Origin of the sequence: Pseudovibrio sp. Tun.PSC04-5.I4 (assembly GCF_900104145.1) — a bacterium.
Lineage (GTDB): Bacteria > Pseudomonadota > Alphaproteobacteria > Rhizobiales > Stappiaceae > Pseudovibrio.
In genome coordinates, this window is sequence record NZ_FNLB01000006.1 from 563127 (window position 1) to 579878 (window position 16752).

Annotated in this window: 14 protein-coding genes and 2 pseudogenes; 13 read left to right on the forward strand and 3 right to left on the reverse strand. The window is 51.3% G+C overall.

Annotation, left to right across the window (positions count from 1 at the left end; translation table 11 throughout):
• The first annotated feature begins 10 nt into the window (after positions 1 to 10).
• Both BLS62_RS07620 and BLS62_RS07625 read left to right on the forward strand, forming a co-directional pair.
• A complete protein-coding gene (locus BLS62_RS07620) occupies positions 11 to 499 on the forward strand; it encodes an SRPBCC family protein (RefSeq protein ID WP_093188595.1) in 489 nt (162 codons plus the stop codon).
• A gap of 8 nt (positions 500 to 507) precedes the next feature.
• Positions 508 to 1224, forward strand: coding sequence for a hypothetical protein (locus BLS62_RS07625; protein ID WP_093178936.1), 717 nt, complete (start codon positions 508 to 510; stop codon positions 1222 to 1224).
• Here BLS62_RS07625 and BLS62_RS07630 read toward each other — a convergent pair.
• On the reverse strand, positions 1221 to 1802 hold the full coding sequence (locus BLS62_RS07630; RefSeq protein WP_093178938.1) for a tetratricopeptide repeat protein: 582 nt from the start codon (positions 1800 to 1802) through the stop codon (positions 1221 to 1223). The genes BLS62_RS07625 and BLS62_RS07630 overlap by 4 nt on opposite strands.
• A 442-nt stretch (positions 1803 to 2244) precedes the next feature.
• Here BLS62_RS07630 and BLS62_RS07635 point away from each other — a divergent pair, with 442 nt between their 5' ends.
• The 8 genes and pseudogenes from BLS62_RS07635 (at position 2245) to phoB (ending at position 10658) form a co-directional block, all read left to right on the forward strand.
• A complete protein-coding gene (locus BLS62_RS07635; protein ID WP_093178941.1) occupies positions 2245 to 3612 on the forward strand; it encodes an ATP-binding protein in 1368 nt (455 codons plus the stop codon).
• Positions 3613 to 3777: 165 nt separating this feature from the next.
• Positions 3778 to 4797 (forward strand): PstS family phosphate ABC transporter substrate-binding protein, encoded by a 1020-nt coding sequence (locus BLS62_RS07640; RefSeq protein ID WP_093178943.1) that lies wholly within the window; start codon positions 3778 to 3780, stop codon positions 4795 to 4797.
• Positions 4798 to 4966: 169 nt separating this feature from the next.
• A complete protein-coding gene (gene pstC, locus BLS62_RS07645) occupies positions 4967 to 6355 on the forward strand; it encodes a phosphate ABC transporter permease subunit PstC (protein ID WP_093178946.1) in 1389 nt (462 codons plus the stop codon).
• Positions 6348 to 6854, forward strand: a pseudogene (locus BLS62_RS32810) (DUF3333 domain-containing protein); the annotation flags it as partial. The gene pstC and the pseudogene BLS62_RS32810, both read left to right, overlap by 8 nt.
• Positions 6855 to 7376: 522 nt before the next feature.
• Positions 7377 to 8195, forward strand: a pseudogene (gene pstA, locus BLS62_RS32815) (phosphate ABC transporter permease PstA); the annotation flags it as partial.
• Between the two features lie 52 nt (positions 8196 to 8247).
• A complete protein-coding gene (pstB, locus tag BLS62_RS07655; RefSeq protein ID WP_093188598.1) occupies positions 8248 to 9051 on the forward strand; it encodes a phosphate ABC transporter ATP-binding protein PstB in 804 nt (267 codons plus the stop codon).
• 30 nt (positions 9052 to 9081) lie between these two features.
• Positions 9082 to 9786 (forward strand): phosphate signaling complex protein PhoU, encoded by a 705-nt coding sequence (gene phoU, locus BLS62_RS07660; protein ID WP_093178951.1) that lies wholly within the window; start codon positions 9082 to 9084, stop codon positions 9784 to 9786.
• 176 nt (positions 9787 to 9962) lie between these two features.
• On the forward strand, positions 9963 to 10658 hold the full coding sequence (gene phoB, locus BLS62_RS07665; protein WP_093178954.1) for a phosphate regulon transcriptional regulator PhoB: 696 nt from the start codon (positions 9963 to 9965) through the stop codon (positions 10656 to 10658).
• 130 nt (positions 10659 to 10788) lie between these two features.
• Here the strand turns inward: phoB and BLS62_RS07670 are convergent, their stop codons facing one another.
• Positions 10789 to 11352 (reverse strand): GcrA family cell cycle regulator, encoded by a 564-nt coding sequence (locus BLS62_RS07670; protein ID WP_093178957.1) that lies wholly within the window; start codon positions 11350 to 11352, stop codon positions 10789 to 10791.
• 805 nt (positions 11353 to 12157) lie between these two features.
• Between BLS62_RS07670 and BLS62_RS07675 the strand changes: the two genes are divergently transcribed.
• From BLS62_RS07675 to BLS62_RS07685, 3 genes are read left to right on the forward strand one after another with little or no spacing between them, the layout of a single operon-like run.
• Positions 12158 to 13360: an aspartate aminotransferase family protein gene (locus BLS62_RS07675; protein ID WP_093178959.1), complete on the forward strand. Its 1203-nt coding sequence runs from the start codon at positions 12158 to 12160 to the stop codon at positions 13358 to 13360.
• Complete coding sequence (argF, locus tag BLS62_RS07680; RefSeq protein WP_093178962.1) at positions 13357 to 14295, forward strand: ornithine carbamoyltransferase; 939 nt, start codon at positions 13357 to 13359, stop codon at positions 14293 to 14295. Before BLS62_RS07675 ends, argF begins: the two co-directional genes overlap by 4 nt.
• A gap of 8 nt (positions 14296 to 14303) precedes the next feature.
• Entirely contained in the window at positions 14304 to 15290 is a 987-nt protein-coding gene (locus BLS62_RS07685; RefSeq protein WP_093178965.1) for an Hsp33 family molecular chaperone, read from the forward strand.
• 113 nt (positions 15291 to 15403) lie between these two features.
• On the opposite strand, the gene BLS62_RS07690 is transcribed toward BLS62_RS07685, so the two are convergent.
• A complete protein-coding gene (locus tag BLS62_RS07690) occupies positions 15404 to 16750 on the reverse strand; it encodes an anti-phage deoxyguanosine triphosphatase (RefSeq protein WP_200798486.1) in 1347 nt (448 codons plus the stop codon).
• Positions 16751 to 16752 lie beyond the last annotated feature (2 nt).

Below are 16752 nucleotides of genomic sequence, written 5' to 3' on the forward strand. Positions count from 1 at the left end.
CGGGGGAATGATGACATCAGGCGAAATGGGCGTGCTGGAGCCATTTTCATTGTGTAAAGCAGAAGTGCTCCTGCCTGCTTCTGCTCAAAGCGCATATGCATATGTTCTGGAGCAAATCGACGCCTGGTGGCCTGCTGAATACAGGTTCTCTCCCGACGGTGTTCTGGGAATTGAACCCCTCGTTGGGGGCGCTTGTTTTGAGGATGTGGAAGATGGTCGCCGGTTGATTTGGGGGACCATTCAAGACTTGGAGGAGGGGGCGAAGATCGTTCTCTCCTGGCAGATCTCTCCCAACCGCCTGCTGATTGACACACCCGAAAAAGCCGGAGTGGTCACAATTCACTTCCATGATGTTGAAGGTGGCACCGAAGTGAAACTGGTGCATAGTCATTTTGAGCGTTACGGCGAAGGATGGCGCGACTATTTACGCGCCATGAATTCTAGCGTGGGCTGGGCGTATTGCCTGAATAAATTGAAAACGGCTATTTCCCATACCTAGGAGGTTTTATGAGGCTCAAATTTCGGTGTCTGCCAGAGCTTCATGGACATATTCCAGAGCCTGTTCTGGCCAAATCAGCACTCCCAGATTGGTTGAAGGATATTCCCTCAACAGTGCCAAGTGAGCTTTTGGGAAATGAACAGGTGCGTACGCTCAAACATTGCCCGCCCATTATTGACGGCTTCTCAACCGGCATCCTCTTCAAGCTGCCGTGTGATGTTGTGGTCAAAGACGGCGAATTCTCCTGGCACTGGCCAAAACCAGTCTCACCCAACGCACAGCAAACCCGCTCCCCAATCGGCCTGCATGTACCAGAGCAAGCCACAGGCGCACCATTGGGCACACGCCCGGATGATTTCATCATCAAACTCAACAACTTCTGGAGCGTAGAAGCGCCCGATGGTGTGTCCTTACTGTTCACACATCCACTCAACCGCGAAGAGCTGCCCTTCCGCACATTGGCTGGTATCGTGGATTGTGACCGGTTCAAAGGTGGCTTTGTTCACTTCCCGGCCCTCTGGAGACAACCGGAATTTGAAGGCACACTGGAAGCTGGAACACCAATCGCACAAGCCTTCCCGTTCAAACGCGAAAGTCTGGAACTGGACTGCGGCGGGATGGATGTGAGTGAGTTTGAGGCCCATCAAAACATGCAAAACGAACTGCAGGCTGAACCGGGTCACTACAGAAAATCTGTAAGGGCGTCGCGCTCAACACCTGCCTAACCCAAAAACTGCTTGGAATTGAGCGGCACACGGCCAGATGACCCCTGACTCATGAGTTTGAGTAGCTCAGGCCGTATGCCCGGATTGTTGGCAAAAAGCCGGCGCAGCATTCCTATGCCGTCCTCATTCCCCTGCATCTGCATAGCTTCTGCAGCTCCAATGATATTCTCTGCATCATTGTCATAGTCAGCGCGTTTTTGAAACGCGGACAGAGCAAGGTCAGGCACTTCCAGATGCAACGCAATGCGAGCAAGGTTCAATAGGCCATCTGCATCCTCCGGGAACGCAACCGTATACTCGGCAAACCCATTCAGGGCGTCATGAAAGTGTTCCAGATCCAGATAAGCTGCCGCCCGCTCAAACATCGCTCCTTTGTGATTGGGGGACATTTCCAGTGTCTTGGTAAAGGTCTCAATGGCCAAACTGTTATTGCCCGCTTTTCTACGCACCAAACCAAGATTGTACCAGAGGCTCGGATTCATGCCGTCATCTTCGAGCAGGTCATGAATGAGTTTTTCCGCAAGACCCCAATCTTCTTGTTGGAAAGCGGTTTCTAAACCGAGCAGCACATCTTCCATTTCAAAACCTCGCAAAACGACTTTACTATCTCATTTAAGGACGCTGATAATTGAAAGGTAATGACTAAGCAGAATAGGTCACGATCTCATTAATGAGCTGGTCCATACGCACTATGGATGAGGGGCGTGTAACAAGAACAACCCAGTCAGGCCTTATTCTCCCAAATCAATTATCTCCGCTCAGCACCTGTTCGGCTTGATTTGTTGAACCTGCTAAAGATATAACCCCATCAATCCGCAAAGCATTTCAGACTGGGCGTCATTTAGATATTTGATAGGCCAGAAAGTAAGTTGCTCTTCATTTTCCAGTCGTCCCCTTGGGAAAACGACAGGAATGAACAGCCTGCGTCGCGTGATTGTCATGCTGGCTCTGGTAAGGTCTCGGCCAGTTTGAATATAAAAACAGGTGTAAACGCAAAGCGGCGTTGAGAAAGTGGCAGTTATGTCCCCGGATAGGAATAAGGATGAGCAGCAGGTAAATCAGGAGCCCTTACGTATGGGCCTCAACAGGCAGGCGGTTTATCGCAAGCCCGTTGATGTGCGCTGGGTTCTTCTTGCGGCTGCTTCAATCTTCGCACTTTTTTCCATCGCCTTTCAGGTGCCTGTCTGGGCGTCCTTCTTCGCTTTTGCGCTGATTTTTGTCCTTGTCATCGGCGGCGGTATGAAAAGCCGTACCAAACTCAAAGCCCCAAGCGGTGTCAGCCGTAAAGAGGTCAGCGAGATTGTGGATCGCGGCATGAAGTCTGCCGTAAACGCATTGCCTGATCCTTGTTTTGTCGTCGATTACCGTGGCACCACGCAATATGTAAACCTTGCAGCTCAGCGTCGGTTTGGAACGATTGCGGTCGGTGACCCGCTCTCCTTCCGCATTCGCGCACCATCCCTTCTGGAAGCTTTGGACCGCGTTTCCAATGGTGGGTCCACTGAGGTTATTGACTGGGCAGAGAAAGTTCCGATGGAGCTTTGGTTGGAAGCGCACATCGCACCGCTGTGGTCCGTCTCCAGCGGAAATCTCGCCGTCCCGCGTGGCCGTCCCGGTCTCATTCTTGTTGTCATTCGCGATCTGACAGAGGCGCGCCGTCTCGAGCGTATGCGGGCAGATTTTGTCGCCAACGCCTCTCACGAGTTGCGGACGCCGTTGGCATCCCTCACAGGTTTCATTGAAACGTTGCAAGGCCCGGCCAAAGATGATCCAAAAGCGCAGGAGCAGTTCCTCGGCATCATGCTCAATCAGGCCGAGCGTATGCGCCGCTTGATTGATGACCTGCTGTCCTTGTCCCGCATTGAGATGAAAGTTCACGTTCAGCCAGAAACCCTCGTGGATCTCGGGCAAATCATGCGCCATTCCGTCGAATCTTTGTTACCTGTCGCCACAGAACTGGGTGTGGAACTGAATGTGACAATGCCAGATGAGCCTGCTGAAATTCGCGGCGAGAATGATGAACTGGTGCAGGTCTTCAACAATCTGGTCGAAAACGCTTTGAAATATGGTTCCAGCGGCAAGCGAGTCGATGTGACGTGCCGTTTGGATCCTGATTCCACCGAAACACCGCACTGGATTGCTGAAGTTCGTGACTTTGGCCCCGGTATCGATCCAGAGCATCTGCCACGATTGACCGAGCGTTTCTATCGTGTTGACGTGGTCACTTCCCGCCAGATGAAGGGAACGGGCTTAGGCCTTGCCATTGTTAAACACATTTTGACACGCCACCGCGCACGCCTCGAAATTGAGAGCAAACCAGAGCAGGGTGCATGCTTCCGTGTGTTCATACCCGGTGCCGTAATTTATGACGAAAATGAATTAGATTAAAAATACATAATAAAATCAAATGCTTACGATGTCATAAAACTGATACTCAACGTTCATATAACCATCACAGCCGAAGGGTAATTTACCGCTGACTCGCAGCCGGGGCGCTGTGAGATGAATGTAGTTTAACAGTTTCTAAAACCAGAACTCCCAAGGAGACTTCAGGTGAATATCAAGGCATTCGCAAGCGTAGCAGCTCTGGCTCTCGCAGGTACCATTGTTGCAGGTTCCGCACAGGCTCGTGACCAGATCCAGATTGTTGGGTCTTCCACAGTGTTCCCATTTGCGACAGCAGTTGCTGAGCAATTTGGTCAAAAAACCACTTTCAAAACACCAGTTGTTGAATCCACTGGCTCAGGTGGTGGCATCAAGCTCTTCTGTGAAGGTGTTGGCGAAAACACCCCTGACATCACCAATGCTTCCCGCCGTATGAAGGCCAAGGAGCTGGTTAAGTGTAATGAAGCTGGCGTAACTCCAGTTGAAGTGACCGTTGGTTTCGACGGCATCGTTCTTGCAAATTCTAAGGCCGGCACTCAGCTGGACCTGACACTCTCTCAGATCTTCCTTGCTCTTGCTAAGGAAGTTCCAGTAGACGGCAAGCTGGTTGCAAACCCTTACAACAACTGGTCCGACATTGATCCTGCTCTTCCAAATAGCAAAATCGAAGTTCTCGGCCCACCACCAACATCCGGTACACGTGATGCATTCGCTGAGCTGGCAATGGCTGGCGGCTGTAAAATGCTCCCAGGTGCGAAAGAACTCGGCCTGAAGAAAAAAGCGTGTCACGTAATCCGTGAAGATGGCGCCTACATCGAAGCTGGTGAAAACGACAACCTGATCGTTCAGAAACTGGATGCAAACCCGAATGCACTTGGCATCTTCGGTTTCTCCTTCCTCGATCAGAACGCTGACAAGATCCAGGGCACCAACATTGCCGGTATTGCGCCAACATTTGATGCAATTGCTGCAGGTGACTACCCAGTATCTCGCTCTTTGTACTTTTACATCAAAAAAGAGCATGTTGGCGTGATCCCGGGTATCGCAGAATACCTGGCTGAATTCACCAATGAAGACACTTGGGGTGACGAAGGTTACCTGGCAGACAAGGGACTTATCCCACTGCCAACATCAGACCGTGAAGCAATTTCCAAATCTGCTTCTGCTCTGACTGCACTCGCATTCTAATTGCTTGTGACATGAGGCGATCAGCCGAGTGCTGGTCGCCTTACCTTCTTCGTTAAAGTTCCATCGCGTATTCCCGAAAAGTGGACACGATTTTCGGAAAATGAATTCGCGCTTACACCAAAGCCCAAATATGGCGCATCAGGCGTCCTAGATAAGGCGGCACAAAGAAATGTTCTGGACTTACGCTGCGCTCCTCCTTCTGGTGTTTGTTGCTTCAAACTTTTACGGGCGTCTTCGGGCGGCTCAAGTTGCGGGCAATCAGCTTTCAGTTCTCCATTCTCGGCCAAGCTACCACGGTGGTTATCTGGCGATCCTTTCAACATTACCTGCACTTGCTGTGCTGCTTGTATGGGCAATCATCGAACCGCGCCTGCTGGATACAATGGTGATCAACGCCAGTGCTGATGTTGTTGAACAGCTGTCAAAACCTGAACTTCAAGCCTATCTGCGCGATGCCCGCGCAATCGCATTTGGCGGGATCGTCGGGTTTACAGATGCCGGAAAAGAGCAAGCTGCCGAGGTGTTTAAATCCCTTGCCGCAACCTCGCTCTTCCTTAAAACGGCTCTCATTATTGTGCTGATCAGTGCTGGTCTCTGGTACGGTACTAAGTCCATCAGACCAACAATGCGGGCTCGCCATTTTGTTGAACGCACCATCATGGGGTTGCTGATCCTGTGTTCTGCTGTTGCGATCTTCACCACAATCGGCATCGTGCTGTCCCTGATTTTCGAAAGCCTGATGTTCTTCCGTCAAATTCCTATTCTGGATTTTGTGTTTGGCATGCACTGGAGCCCACAAAGCGCCTTTGAGGGCGCTGGCTCTGAAACAGCTGAAGTAAACACCGAGATTTTCGGAGCGATCCCACTGTTGATGGGCACCATGCTCATCACCGCAATCGCTATTTCTGTGGCGGCCCCTGTTGGATTGCTCTCCGCCATCTACCTTTCAGATTACGCAAGCGGTCCGGTTCGGGCAGTCGCAAAACCGATGCTGGAAATTCTGGCAGGTATACCAACCGTTGTTTATGGCTTCTTCGCCGCGCTAACGGTTGCTCCCTTCATTCGTGGGTGGGGCGAAAGTATCGGGCTCTCGGTGAGTTCAGAATCTGCGCTCGCAGCTGGTCTTGTTATGGGCATCATGATTATCCCGTTCGTCTCCTCCCTTTCAGATGATGTGATCAACGCAGTGCCTCAGTCTCTTCGGGACGGATCAGCCGGTCTGGGCGCGACCAAGTCAGAAACCATCCGCCGCGTGGTGTTGCCTGCAGCGCTTCCGGGCATCGTATCAGCGCTTATTCTGGCGATCTCCCGCGCGATTGGCGAGACTATGATTGTGGTGATGGCCGCGGGTCTTGCTGCAAACATGACAGTCAATCCGCTTCAGGCTGTAACCACAGTCACCGTGCAGATCGTAACATTGCTGGTCGGTGACCAGGAGTTCGACAGCGCAAAAACACTGGCAGCCTTTGCTCTTGGCTTGCTGCTTTTCTGTATCACACTAGCTCTCAACATCTTCGCTCTGCGCGTTGTGAAGAAATATAGGGAACAGTATGACTAATATCGCTCAGGAAATTGCCGGAGCAGCCATTCCTGATGTTCATGGCGGCGTTCCAACCGGCGTTCATACAACGGATGAAGCACGTCTGCGCCTTAAAAAGCGGTACAGCCTAGAAGCGCGCTTCAAGGCCTATGGCATGGGTGCAATCGCTCTTGCCGCAACCTTCTTGTTTCTGCTGATGTTCACGATTGTTGGATCTGGTCTGCCAGCCTTCACCTACAATTACGTGAATGTGCCGTTGAACCTGAGCCCGGATAAAGTTGACCCTGCGAATCCGGCAGGGGCCAGCTATAACAAAATCATTCGCGAGGGGCTAAAAGCTGAGCTGCCATTTGCATCAAACCGCAAAAACCGCCGCACGCTGTATTCCCTTGTGTCGTCGGGTGCAAACATCACTCTGCAAAAGCAGGTGGTCGCTGATACCTCTCTGCTCGGAGACACGGGCCCTGTTGCAATTCCGCTCTCCGATTTTGCCGACCTTTATGTCAAAGGCCTGATCACTCAAAAATCCGAGATTGAGACAACGGGCGCAGCAACGGTAAGCGGAACAGAAGGTCAGGTGACAATCACCTCTGAGAAGCCTGAGTTTGAAAAAATCCTTGGATCTCTTCAGAACTATTTGAAACAGGAAATCGAACTCCTCGCAGGTAAGATTGAAGCCCGTGGCCGCTCTGAATATAGCGTCAAAGCCAAGATTGATAATCTCACGGCTCGCCTGCAATCCGAAAGTGACCCGCTTGTTGCAAGGCGTCTTAAAGCCGAAATTAAAGGCAACAAAGCCTCCTTAGAGACAATCATCAGGTCTTTGGCGTCGCAAAGAGCTGGCTTGGCCACTTTGAAAACCCGCAGTGCCAACATCAATCAGGGTGAAACTCTGAATGCAAATATGCCAAGCTACTTTGTAACTATGAATGGCGGCACGGTTAAGGTTGAAAAAGTCAGCCCGAACAGCATCACAGGACAAGCCTTTATTCCTCTTCAATCCGCAGCTGCTGCAAAGGCCGGGCAGTGGGGTATTGAAGAGATCGAGACACCTGAATCCTTCCGCAAATTCTCCGATAAAGAAATAGCTTATACGGATTACCTTGTCTCCAAAGGCGCGGTTGAAAATGAATGGAACTCCATCTTCTTCACGTCGGGCGCAAGCCGTGAGCCGGAGATGGCGGGTATTTGGGGCGCAGCCGTTGGCTCCTTCTGGACCATGTTGGTTACGTTGTCTCTATCCTTCCCGATCGGTGTATCAGCTGCAATCTACCTTGAGGAGTTTGCTCCCAAAAACCGCTGGACCCAGCTGATTGAGGTCAACATCAACAACCTTGCTGCCGTGCCATCCATCGTGTTTGGCCTGCTCGGTTTGGCGGTGTTCCTCAACGTCTTCGGGTTGCCAAGATCGGCTCCGGTTGTGGGCGGTATGGTGCTGGCGCTGATGACCCTGCCAACGATCATCATCGCATCACGTGCAGCTCTTCAGGCAGTCCCGCCCTCCATCCGCGAAGCTGCCTTGGGTGTAGGAGCCTCCCGCTTGCAGGCTGTGTTCCACCACGTTTTGCCACTGGCAATGCCGGGCATTCTGACAGGGACCATCATCGGCATGGCACAGGCCTTGGGTGAAACCGCACCGCTTCTGATGATCGGCATGGTGGCCTTTATCGTGGACATTCCGGTAAGCCCGGTTGATCCATCAACAGTGCTGCCAGTGCAAATCTTCATGTGGGCGGATTTCCCGGAACCCGCCTTCCAGCAGAAAACATCTGCCGCGATCATGGTGCTTTTAGGCTTCCTGATCTCAATGAATGCAATGGCAATTGTTCTGCGCAAACGCTTTGAGCGCCGCTGGTGATTTGAAAGGCAACATCATGACAATGGAAATGACCACGAACACAGAGAGTGCAATGAAAACCGACCTGTATGCCGCGCCAGCCGTCTCTGCTGAAGGCGAAACACTCAAAATGCGTGGCCGTAATGTAAACGTGTTTTACGGTGAGAAACAGGCACTCTTCGGAGTGGATCTGGACGTGCGCAAGAACCAGGTAACAGCCCTCATCGGCCCGTCTGGTTGTGGTAAATCCACCTTCCTGCGCTGTATGAACCGGATGAACGACACCATTGCTATCTGCCGCGTCGAAGGTGACATTCTTCTCGATAATGATGATGTCTATGATCCGCGTATCGATGTGGTTGAACTGCGTGCCCGCGTTGGCATGGTCTTTCAAAAGCCCAATCCGTTCCCGAAATCCATCTTTGAAAATGTTGCCTACGGGCCCCGCATTCATGGCCTCGCCCAGAGCAAGAGCGAGCTGGAAGAAATCGTCGCGAACTCATTGCAGCGAGCTGGTTTGTTTGCGGAAGTCAAAGACAGATTGGACGAGCCGGGCACAAGTCTTTCCGGCGGTCAGCAGCAGCGCTTGTGTATTGCACGCGCCATTGCGGTGTCTCCCGAAGTGATCCTGATGGATGAGCCGTGTTCTTCGCTGGACCCGATCGCCACTGCCAAAGTGGAGGAACTGATTGATGAGTTACGCCTCAATTACACAATCGTAATCGTAACCCACTCCATGCAGCAGGCAGCGCGTGTGTCACAGCGGACAGCTTTCTTCCATATGGGGACTTTGGTTGAGGAAGGTCTGACGACTGAAATCTTCACAAACCCCAAAGACCAGCGCACACAGGATTACATCACTGGCCGTTTCGGTTAAGAATAGAAACTGCTCTAAGGAAATCATCCAATGAAAGATCATATCGTCTCTGCTTTTGGCGAGGAACTCAAAGAGTTAGCCGGACGCGTTGTTGAGATGGGCGGCCTTGCCGAAACACTGGTGCATGATGCTGTGACCGGCCTACTCAGGCAGGATCGTGAACTGGCAGCGCGCACCATCGCAGCTGATCAACGCCTCGACAACATGCAGGCAGAGCTTGAAGAGCTGTGTATCTCCGTAATCGCACGCCGCCAGCCAATGGCAAGTGATCTGCGTGTGATCATTGCGGCCATGCGGATCTCGAACGATCTTGAGCGCGTTGGTGACATGGCAAAGAACATTGGCAAGCGAACCCTCGCGATTGAGACAGATTTCTCCAACAAACAGCTCGCTGTTGGTGTGGAACATATGTCTGATCTCGCTCTTGAGCAGCTCAAGGCCGTTTTGGATGCCTACACCTCGGGTGATCTTGAGGTTGTTCAGCGCGTGCATCAACGTGACGACGAGGTTGATGCGCTGTACACATCCCTGTTCCGTCAGCTGCTGACCTACATGATGGAAGATCCTCGCTCAATTACCATGTGTGCACATTTGCTGTTTTGTGCGAAGAACATTGAGCGTATTGGGGACCACGCAACAAACATTGCGGAAAACATCTATTACATGGTTTCTGGTAATCATCTGCCAACAGAGCGTCCCAAAACGGACGAACTTACACAGAGCGCCGCTGTTTAGGGTGTATTTGCACAAGCGGGTGCCGGTTTTTGGATAAGAATGCGCTGAAAATGCGTATTCCCAAAAAAGAAGCACCGTGTTTGGTTAGAATACGCATGACGAAAAGAGTATCGCAGCCTGCCCAAGCCATTTCAGGCATGCTGCTTTGAAACAGAAGGTGCAGAGAGCACTTTAGTATGCCTAAAATATTGATTGTAGAAGACGAAGAACCGTTGAGCTTGCTGCTACGCTACAACCTGGAAGCAGAAGGCTACACTGTGGGCGTATGCGCAAGAGGGGACGAGGCTGAAATCCTGCTTCAGGAAAGCCAGCCGGACCTTCTTCTGCTGGACTGGATGCTTCCCGGCCTCTCCGGAATTGAACTCTGCCGCCGGTTACGGGCACGGTCTGAAACGGAACGCATGCCAATCATCATGCTGACAGCGCGCGGTGAGGAATCCGAGCGTATTCGCGGCTTGGCGACAGGCGCGGATGACTACGTGGTTAAACCGTTTTCTGTTCCTGAGCTGATGGCTCGTGTCCGCGCCATTTTCCGCCGTGCAAATCCCGAGGTGGTCTCCACGCTTCTTAAATCTGGAGATATCGAGCTGGACCGCGAAACGCACCGTGTTCGCAGAATGGGCAGTGAGATCCACTTAGGGCCAACAGAGTTCCGCTTGCTGGAATTCCTGATGAGCGCGCCGGGCCGTGTTTACTCACGCGAGCAGCTTTTGGACCGTGTTTGGGGCCATGATGTGTACGTGGATGAACGCACAGTTGACGTCCATGTGGGCCGCCTTCGCAAAGCCATCAACAAAGGCCGCATGAAGGATCCAATCAGGACAGTGCGTGGCGCAGGTTACGCGTTCAACGATCAGTTTGCTATCGGGTAATGCTGAGTAATTACTGACAGGTTATAAAGCCGCCTAAGGGCGGTTTTTGTGGCCCAGTCGCCTCATGCCGCAACGGACAACAAAAAGCCGGGCAAATGACCCGGCTTCTCAATCTTATATATCTGTTTGATCAGCTGGCGCGGCGGCTACGACGATCGCTCACTGGTTGATACGCGATGCTGCGGTGATGGGCGCAGTAAGGTGTGCCTGCATCAGACTGACGACCACAGAAGTAAAAGTCATCAGAACTCGGGTCACCAATTGGCCACTTACAAGTCCGCTCATTCAAAGTCAGAATGGACGCCCGTTCTGACGGAGGAATGAAAATATCTGGTGCGGGCATTTGCGCAAGTTCGGCCCGGATCATTTCAATTGGTTCAATTTTAAGGGCTGTAGCCCCAGCAACAGTTGGCTGAATAGGACGAGGTGAAGGAGTACTTATCGCAGCAACGGCGATTGTTTCTGTTACGCTCGGTTTTGCAGGAGAAACTGGCCGGGCAGCAGGTGCTGCGGCTTTTCTCGCTTTAGTTGCGGCGCCACCAGATTTGGCGCGGCCTGATAATCCAAGGCGGTGAACCTTGCCGATGACGGCGTTCCGGGTGACGCTACCCAGTTCGCCAGCGATCTGGCTTGCGCTCAGTCCGTCTGCCCAAAGCTTGCTTAGTAACTCTACACGTTCTGCTGTCCAGCTCATTAAAGGGCCCCGTCTTCCTTCAGTGGCGTGCAAAACAGCATTCGCTCAGCCCGGATAAATCCGACCTTGCCGCTTACCTGAGCGTGTGTGCTTGCAGCGTTTAGTAACTACGAGATGGTGTGTAACTCTTATCGCACACTACTATATGGGCGTCGAGGCGAGCAATAACCTTAAAGAATTGAGGTGGGGATGACTCTGGTTTTCCCCAGAATTGCCGCGCTACTACTTACCTATTACAGCCCTCTTGCAGTGGGAGAAGATTACCAATCCATGGATTGGGAGGTGTCTCTTAAGTCAGATCCTATAGCAATCTTTCCAACATAAAGTAAGAGCTGACGACCTTACTCCATTGATATTTATTACATATATTAATCAGGAAAAAACAACTGGTAATAATTACTAGTTAAACAGGTAATTCATGAGGCCTTTGTAGATTTATACCAGCAGCGCCACCTCATACTACACGTATGAGGTGTGTTGAATAAACCTTAAGTGTACTGGAAAAAATCTGGTCATAGGGAACCGTATTAACCCACCACTCGGCCCTACAAAGATGCCACAATGGCGCCTTCCAAGTGGTGCGGCCAAGACTGGTTGATGTCGTTGGTAGCCCAAGGGGCACACGGTAATTCCTGAACTATAATAACCTATTGCTGCCTAATAGGTGTTATTGACAGCCCATACGGAACACGGTTTATATGTTGCTTCGTTTACAGCCCAAACGCCATATGGCGTTTTTTTGTTTCTTGACCAGATAACTGGAATTTTTTGAGTAAATAACAGCTCAATCCATGAGGAGTTAAAAATGACGACTTCGTCGCTAATGCAGACTTATGCCCGTTCTGAACTTTCGTTCGAGCGTGGGGAAGGTGTCTGGCTGATTGCGGCTGATGGTCGACGATACATGGATTGTGCATCTGGTATTGCGGTTTCCGGTCTTGGTCATGCCCATCCCAAATTGGTTGAAGCGCTCAAAGCGCAGGCTGAAAAGCTTTGGCATGTCACCAACCTTTATACCATTCCAGAAGGCGAGACGCTGGCAAAGCTTCTCACAGACAACACCTTCGCTGATGTGGTTTTCTTTTGCAATTCAGGAACAGAAGCAATCGAAGGGGCGATGAAGACAGCCCGCCGCTACCATTTTGCCAAGGGTAATCCCGAGCGGACGCGTATCATCACCTTTGAAAATGCGTTCCACGGCAGAACCATGGCAGCACTGGCCGCTGGTGGTCAGCAAAAATACCTCGAAGGTTTTGGTCCTGCCCCGGAAGGGTTCGATCAGGTGCCTGTTGGCGACCTTGATGCCGTTAAGAAACTGGTTGGCCCGGAAACAGCCGCGATCATGCTTGAACCTGTTCAGGGCGAAGGCGGTGTGCGCACCATGGATCCAGCTTTCTTAAAAGGTCTGCGCGAGATCTGTGACGAGAATGGTCTGTTGCTGATCTATGACGAAATCCAGACCGGTGTTGGCAGAACAGGCAAACTCTTTGCGCATGAATGGGCCGGTGTTGAACCCGATATCATGGCGATTGCAAAAGGCATCGGCGGCGGTTTCCCGGTGGGCGCGTTCCTTTCAACCAGCGAGGCTGCAAGCGGCATGGCTCCGGGCGCGCACGGCACCACATTTGGCGGCAACCCACTTGCTATGGCTGTTGGCAATGCCGTTCTGGGTGTCGTTCTGGAACCCGGCTTTATGGAAGCGGTTCAGGAAAAAGGTCTGCTGCTGAAGCAAAAACTGGCCTGTGTTGTGGATGAATACAGCCGGGTGTTTGAGCTGGTACGCGGCGAAGGCCTGATGCTTGGCCTTAAATGCAAAGTGGCAAACACCGAGCTTTTGGTTCACATGCGCAACAACGGCCTGCTGCCTGTTGGCGCTGGCGATAACGTTTTGCGTATTATGCCGCCCATGACTATTACCGCTGAAGAAATTGATGTGCTCGTAGAAAAGATTGAAGCCGCTGCTGCGGACATGGAAAACGAGCTGAAAATTGAAGAGATTGCAAAATGAACACTTTGACCAAACCACAGCACTTTCTTGATATCAGCGAATATTCCACTGCCGACCTCCGCAAAATTATGGAGGCTTCCAAGCAGATCAAGTCCACCAGAAACGGCGTAAACCGCGGGCAGGGGCCTCTTGCAGGTAAAGTCCTTGCCATGGTCTTTGAGCAACCCTCCACAAGAACTCGCATCTCGTTTGATGTTGGCATGCGCGAGCTGGGCGGCGAGACCTTGATGCTGACTGGCGCAGAAATGCAGCTCGGTCGCGGCGAGTCTATTCCCGATACCGCCCGCGTGCTCTCTCGCTTTGTAGACATGATCATGATCCGCATGTTGGATCATGATGCCGTTAAAGAATTGGCAGAATACGCAACTGTGCCGGTTATCAATGGTTTGACGAAGGTCTCGCATCCCTGTCAGATCATGGCAGACATCCTGACATTTGAAGAACACCGCGGCAGGATTAAGGGTAAAACCGTTTCCTGGGTGGGCGATAGTAACAACGTTCTTTACTCTTGGATCGAAGCGGCTGCAAAATTTGACTTTAAAATTAACGTGGCCGCACCAAATGAACTGACAGTACCGCTTGACTGGATCGAAAAGGCCTATAAAGCCGGTGCTGAACTCTCAGTATCAGACGATCCGTTTGCTGCTGTAAAAAACAGTGATTGTGTTATCACCGATTGCTGGGTTTCCATGGGTGATGCGGACGAAGAATCCCGTCACAACATGTTGGCCGCCTATCAGGTGAATGAACGCCTGATGAGCCAAGCCAATGACAGTGCTTTGTTCATGCACTGCCTCCCTGCACATCGTGGGGAAGAAGTGACGAATGAGGTGATGGACGGCCCGCAATCTGTGGTATTCGACGAGGCAGAAAACCGTCTCCACGCGCAAAAAGGCATTATGGCGTGGTGCATGGGTGCTTTGCCTGAAGGATAAAAAAATATATGACAAGTACACCTGCTCAGCCAACCCCTGCTGGCGTTGATGCCGTTGTTCCCTTTACCGTTGAAGCGCTGGATATACGTGGCCGGGTCATCAATATGGGGCCGGTTCTGAACAGTATACTGGCACGCCATCAGTACCCGGGCCCTGTCAACAAGCTGCTGTCAAAGGCAATTGTTCTGACAGCCATGCTCGGCAGCACGTTGAAGTTTGAAGGGCGTTTGACCCTTCAGGCTCAATCTGATGGTGCCGTTTCCATGCTGGTTGTTGATTTCAACGCACCGGACGGCTTGCGGGCTATGGCGCAGTTTGATGCTGCCAAGGTTGCTGATGTTGCAAGCCAAGACGGTTTCAAACCAGATCATCTGTTAGGCAAAGGCCATCTTGCTTTCACCATTGATCAAGGCGCGCACACCAGTCGCTATCAGGGCATTGTTGTTCTGGATGGAACAACCCTTGAAGAAGCAGCTCACGAGTACTTCCAAAAGTCCGAACAGATCCCAACTCTCCTTCGTCTGGGTGTTGCAGAAATGCTGACCAAATCCGAAGAAGGTGGCGCAGATCATTCCTGGACTGCTGGCGGCATTATGGTTCAGTTCCTGCCGCAATCTCCAGACCGCATGAAGCAGGCAGACATTCACCCAGGTGACGCGCCAGAAGGCCATGAACATCACGCAATGGATGAAGATGATGCCTGGATTGAAGCACGGTCTCTGGCCGAGACTGTCAAGGACGATGAACTCACCGATCCAAACCTGACCGTTGAAGGGTTGCTGTACCGCTTGTTCCACGAGCATGGCGCGTCTGTGTATACGCCGCAGAATGTCTCCGACAAATGCTCCTGCTCAGCAGAAAAAATCACAGCAATGATACAGAGCTTTTCTGAGGAAGACAAAACCGAGATGAAGGCAGAAGGAATGGTTCACATCAAATGTGACTTCTGCTCCATGGACTATGAGCTGGATGCCAACAAGGTGTTCAAGGACTGATCAACGCAAGAAACAGCTGATCCTTTCAAAGCAATGGCTTACTAAAAAACGCTGTCAGAACATTCTCTGACAGCGTTTTTTAGTAAGCCATTGCTTGATAAAGGAATTTTACCCTAAATGCGGTCAAAAATGGAACCCATCCGCGGACTAAACAAGCGATCATAGGTTTTCATCAGGTAGTTATCGGTCATCCCGGCAATATGATCGCAGATCACACGCATATCCTCACCAGCATCCTCGTACTTTTTGTAGGTCGCTTCCGGCAGAAAATTCTTTGGCTCACTTTGCAGAACCTCGAAGACCGCAACTACCATTTTTTGCCCCTTAAACTCCAACTGCTGAACACTCGCAGATTTGATAACCTTCTCATATACAAAGCTTTTCAGGCATTCCAAAAGAGTCTCGATATGATCAGGAAGGGCAGCTTTAAACCTCAGGTGCGGCTCGTTGAATACCTCATTCTCAGCAATGTAAACGTTGGAAATGAGATGTCCGACAAGCTGGCTAATCCGCATCTTGCGCATGTTCACTTCACTTCGGAAGAGGTGTTCCACAATCCCGTCAAACCCATTGGAATTCTGCTTTCCGGGATGTTGCTTGTTTAACTCATTGATAAACGATTGAAATTGCTCAGGCTTTACGAACGCGCGAAACTGCTGCTCGCTCACCATGTTCAGTGCAATGGCATCCTCAAAGTCATGAACGCCATAAGCAATATCATCCGCCAGATCCATAATGGAGCAATCAAAGGATTTGTAGGAGGTCTTGCCGTGCTCACCTTTCTTAGCCATCACGCGCGTAAACTCGCTGCGATCAGAAGCACTTAGCGGATCTAAGATCCAGTCAACAACCTCCGCCTCGCTATCAAGATAACACTTGGGCGGTCTTGCACTCTTACGATCAATCAACCGCAACGAGGTCGGAACCGGATTTAGCACCGGTGTACTTCCGGTATTGGTAGCAGAGAAGGGAGCAGGATATTTCAACGTGCCGAGCAACGTACTCCGTGTGAAGTTAAGCCCATGATCTTTCGACATTTTCTCCAGTTTAGAGATCAGCCGCAAAGTCTGTCCATTGCCCTCAAACCCACCAAAATCCCTCATGCAGTAGTTCAACGCCACCTCACCACCATGCTCAAATGGAGGATGCCCAAGGTCATGACAGTAAGAGATCACCTGCACTTGTGTCTGACTTGGCAAGTACTTAGCACCCGCATGGCTTTTATGATTGTGCTCCAAACTGCGAATAAGCCCAGATGCAATTTGTGCAACTTCCAGAGTATGGGTCAAACGCGTGCGATAAAAATCACTATCCCCCAAATTGAGGATCTGGGTTTTGCCCTGCAACCGACGAAACGCATGTGAATGAACGATCCGGCCAAAATCTATCTCCGCCGTGCTACGCCCATCATTTGTTGAGGAGCTGGATTTCTCCTGCCGTTCACTCCAATCAATCCCCACTG

Coding starts and splice junctions, on each gene's coding strand:
- BLS62_RS07620 (WP_093188595.1), top strand. CDS start 11: ATGACATCAGGCGAAATGGGCGTGCTGGAGCCATTTTCATTGTGTAAA.
- BLS62_RS07625 (WP_093178936.1), top strand. CDS start 508: ATGAGGCTCAAATTTCGGTGTCTGCCAGAGCTTCATGGACATATTCCA.
- BLS62_RS07630 (WP_093178938.1), bottom strand. CDS start 1,802: ATGGAAGATGTGCTGCTCGGTTTAGAAACCGCTTTCCAACAAGAAGAT.
- BLS62_RS07635 (WP_093178941.1), top strand. CDS start 2,245: ATGTCCCCGGATAGGAATAAGGATGAGCAGCAGGTAAATCAGGAGCCC.
- pstC (WP_093178946.1), top strand. CDS start 4,967: ATGTTCTGGACTTACGCTGCGCTCCTCCTTCTGGTGTTTGTTGCTTCA.
- pstB (WP_093188598.1), top strand. CDS start 8,248: ATGAAAACCGACCTGTATGCCGCGCCAGCCGTCTCTGCTGAAGGCGAA.
- phoU (WP_093178951.1), top strand. CDS start 9,082: ATGAAAGATCATATCGTCTCTGCTTTTGGCGAGGAACTCAAAGAGTTA.
- phoB (WP_093178954.1), top strand. CDS start 9,963: ATGCCTAAAATATTGATTGTAGAAGACGAAGAACCGTTGAGCTTGCTG.
- BLS62_RS07670 (WP_093178957.1), bottom strand. CDS start 11,352: ATGAGCTGGACAGCAGAACGTGTAGAGTTACTAAGCAAGCTTTGGGCA.
- BLS62_RS07675 (WP_093178959.1), top strand. CDS start 12,158: ATGACGACTTCGTCGCTAATGCAGACTTATGCCCGTTCTGAACTTTCG.
- argF (WP_093178962.1), top strand. CDS start 13,357: ATGAACACTTTGACCAAACCACAGCACTTTCTTGATATCAGCGAATAT.
- BLS62_RS07685 (WP_093178965.1), top strand. CDS start 14,304: ATGACAAGTACACCTGCTCAGCCAACCCCTGCTGGCGTTGATGCCGTT.